This is a genomic window from Streptococcus sp. 1F3, assembly GCF_054968985.1.
The window spans coordinates 1-3,467 of the sequence record NZ_JBUEQR010000079.1; the positions used below are offsets into that span (position 1 = coordinate 1).

Consider the following 3,467-nt stretch of genomic DNA (forward strand, 5'->3'; position numbering starts at 1 on the left):
ATGGGACTTTTTTTCTATACTCAAAAAGGCTCCATAATCTCTACAGTGGATTTACCCACTACAGAAATTATAGAGCCTTTATTATGGTGTCAATGTTTGAGGCTCGATTATTGGAGTCGGTGAAATTTGGATTTATTGATCGGGTACAGTTCCGAGATGTGACTTACGCTCCCAAGATTTTGATTAATAATGCTGAGGAAAAGCGGTTTGTATTGACCGACTTACAGGAGGAATTGCTCAAGAGTACAGCCTTTTATTTTTCGGTGGCTTTTGTCACTCAGTCTGGGATTTCTATGATTAAGGCACAGCTGGCTGATTTGGCTGAGCGGGGTGTGAGAGGAAAGATATTAATCTCACCTTATCTTGATTTCAATGATCCTTTAGCTATGTATGACTTGTTGCGATTACCGAATGTGGAGGCTCGAATCTCTCATGAATCAATGCAACTGCACTCAAAGTATTACTTGTTTGAACAAGAAAACAAGCAGGTATTGATTGCAGGTTCCTCAAATTTAACAGCGACAGCTTTGAAACAAAATTATGAGTGGAATATCAAGTTAAATTCGACAGATAATGGGGATTTGGTACATCAAACGAAACAAGAATTTGACCGAATTTGGGCTTTATCAAGGTCCTTGACAGCTGATATTATTGAATCTTATAAACGAAAACGTAAGTCGGTTATTCAGGTCATAAATATCGAGGAAGAGTCTACATCTGTTTATCAAACTGATAAGGTTGCACCTAATGAAATGCAAGAGCAAGCTCTAGCTGGCCTGCGAGAAGTACGGGAAAATGGTGCTGAAAAAGCCTTGGTTATTTCTGCTACTGGAACAGGAAAAACGTATTTATCAGCTTTTGATGTTCGCCAAGTAAACCCAGAAAGGGTCCTCTTTGTTGCTCACCGAGAGCAGATTTTAAGTAAGTCTTTGGAAAGTTTTCAGCGCGTTCTTGGATTCACTAATGATGAAGCCTGTATATACAAATCTGGGGTCGATATTTCGGACAAGAAATATATTTTTGCGACTATTCAAACACTGTCACGTGATGGGCATTTACAACGTTTTGCACCAGATTTTTTCAATTACATCTTGATTGATGAGGTACACAAAGCCGGTGCAGAATCTTATAAGAAGGTGATGAACTATTTTGTACCGGATTTTCTGTTGGGGATGACTGCAACACCTGAACGGACCGATGGACAAAATATCTATGAGCTATTTGATTACAATATCGCCTATGAGATTCGGTTGCAGGATGCTATGGATGCGAATCTCTTGTGTCCTTTCCATTATTTTGGAGTGACTGATATTACGGTTGATGGCAAATTGATTGGAGAGGATGAAGATTTTTCAACCTTGGTGTCTGAACAGCGTGTTCAACACATTATTGAAAAAATCACTTATTACGGATACAGCGGGGAAGTTGTTCGTGGACTGATGTTTTGTTCCAGCAAAAAAGAAGCTAGTGAATTATCCGTCCTCTTGAATCAGCGAGGTTTTCGTACACAGGCATTGACCGGAGATGATAGTCAAATAATACGTGAAGAAGCGGTTAAAAAACTCGAGAATGGGGTATTAGATTATCTACTTACAGTTGACATTTTCAATGAAGGGATTGATATCCCAAGTGTGAATCAAGTGATTATGCTTCGCAATACAGAATCCAGTATTATTTTTGTTCAGCAACTTGGTCGTGGTCTTCGTAAACATCCCTCGAAAGATTATGTGACAATTGTTGATTTTATTGGAAATTATCATAATAACTACTTAATTCCAGTAGCCTTATTTGGTGACCAGTCGATGAATAAGGATAATTATCGTCGTGAAGTACGAGAGGCTAACCTGATTAGTGGTTTGACAACGATCAATTTTGAAGAAGTTGCCCGGAAGCAGATTTTTGACTCCATTACTAATACAAGTCTTTCCAGTATGAAAATTTTGCGAGATAGTTATGTAGCCTTGCAGAATAAATTAGGGCGTCAGCCATTTTTGAAAGATTTTGTGATTTATAATGGAATGGAGCCACTGACTTTTTTTGATAACAATGCTTTCAAAGATTATGCGGATGTTGTCACGAAATTTGGAGAACAATCGATTCAATTTACAGATGTGGCTAAGAGCTTCTTGTCTTTTATCACTTTTGAATGTTTGAGTGGTAAACGTCCGCATGAGCTTATTTTATTAAAACTACTGGTGGAGCATGGTGGAGAGTTAGAGTTCCATTCTTTCATTGAAAAACTAGTTCACAAAGATTTGGATACTTCAAGTGAAGTTATTACCTCTGTAGAAAGAGTGCTTCGTCTATCTTTTCTAAAAGCTCAGGAACAAAAACGTTTTGGGATAGAAGCGCTCGTTTCAAGAACAGGTAAGGTATATACTCTACATGAACAGGTATTAGAAGTCTTGAAGAATGATTCTGTCTACTATGATTTCTTTATGGATGTACTGGAAACAGGTCTACTTAAATCAGAGGATTATCCACAGATATTTACTCTCGGCCAGAAGTACTCTCGCAGAGATGTGCTGAAACTGCTAAACACCAGGCGAGATGAACCGCCACTGAATATAGGTGGTTACAAGATCGATAAGGAAACAAATACTTGTCCGATATTTATTACCTACCACAAGAGTGAGGATATTAGTGATACAATTAAGTATGAAGATGAGCTTTTAAATGAGTCAATATTGAGATGGTTCTCTAAGAACAAGCGGACTTTAAAATCTCCGGATGTGAAACAAATTATTGATTCTAATGAAAATGGTTTACGCTTAGAATTATTTGTCATCAAAGATGATGCTGAAGGTGGTGATTTCTATTATTTAGGACCATTGAGCTATATTGAGGGTAGTGCGGAGGAAATGGAGAAGGCTGGAGAAAGTGTTGTTAGTATGCTCTTTTCACTTAAGGAGCCAGTCAAAGCTGATTTATTCCATTATTTAACAACAAAATAAAAAAATGAGGTTCTTACTGAATCTCATTTTTACTTAACAAATCAACAGCAGGACGGTCAACTGGGGCCCAGTCTAATTGGTGTAATTCTGAAGGGGATAGCCATTTGGAATTTTGGTGTTCTAACAAGGTTAGATCCCCTGATAGAAGTTCGGCCTCATAAGTTTTCATAATAACTGTTCCAAAATCGTAGTTATAAGAAGTTTCATTAACATAATTGAGGACCTTAATCTCACTAGCGAGTTCTTCTTGAATTTCCCGGACAAGTGCTTCTTCAGGAGACTCCCTTAACTCAAGTTTACCACCTGGAAATTCCCAAAGACCTCCAAGACTTTTTCCTTCAGGACGTTGAGCGCAGAAATATTTTCCATCTTTTTTGATCGCAGCTGCAACGACGTTGATAATTTTTTTTGACATGATACCCTCCATTCATTCATTTATAGTTATTTCGCTTTAAAAAACATTATTCAGACATTCTGTCACCGAGTTATATTTTGGTAGTAACTCCATGACTT

At 37.7% G+C, this 3,467-nt stretch carries 2 protein-coding genes; one reads left to right on the forward strand and one right to left on the reverse strand.

The window, feature by feature from the left end:
- Positions 1-83 precede the first annotated feature (83 nt).
- On the forward strand, positions 84-2,954 hold the full coding sequence (locus tag ACVPON_RS07205) for a DUF3427 domain-containing protein (RefSeq protein WP_462877648.1): 2,871 nt from the start codon (positions 84-86) through the stop codon (positions 2,952-2,954).
- A gap of 13 nt (positions 2,955-2,967) precedes the next feature.
- On the opposite strand, the gene ACVPON_RS07210 is transcribed toward ACVPON_RS07205, so the two are convergent.
- Entirely contained in the window at positions 2,968-3,369 is a 402-nt protein-coding gene (locus tag ACVPON_RS07210; RefSeq protein ID WP_462877650.1) for a (deoxy)nucleoside triphosphate pyrophosphohydrolase, read from the reverse strand.
- Positions 3,370-3,467: the final 98 nt, after the last annotated feature.

Bases quoted from the DNA above. Each gene is read 5' to 3' on its own strand.
- ACVPON_RS07205 (WP_462877648.1), top strand. From the start codon at position 84: ATGGTGTCAATGTTTGAGGCTCGATTATTGGAGTCGGTGAAATTTGGA.
- ACVPON_RS07210 (WP_462877650.1), bottom strand. From the start codon at position 3,369: ATGTCAAAAAAAATTATCAACGTCGTTGCAGCTGCGATCAAAAAAGAT.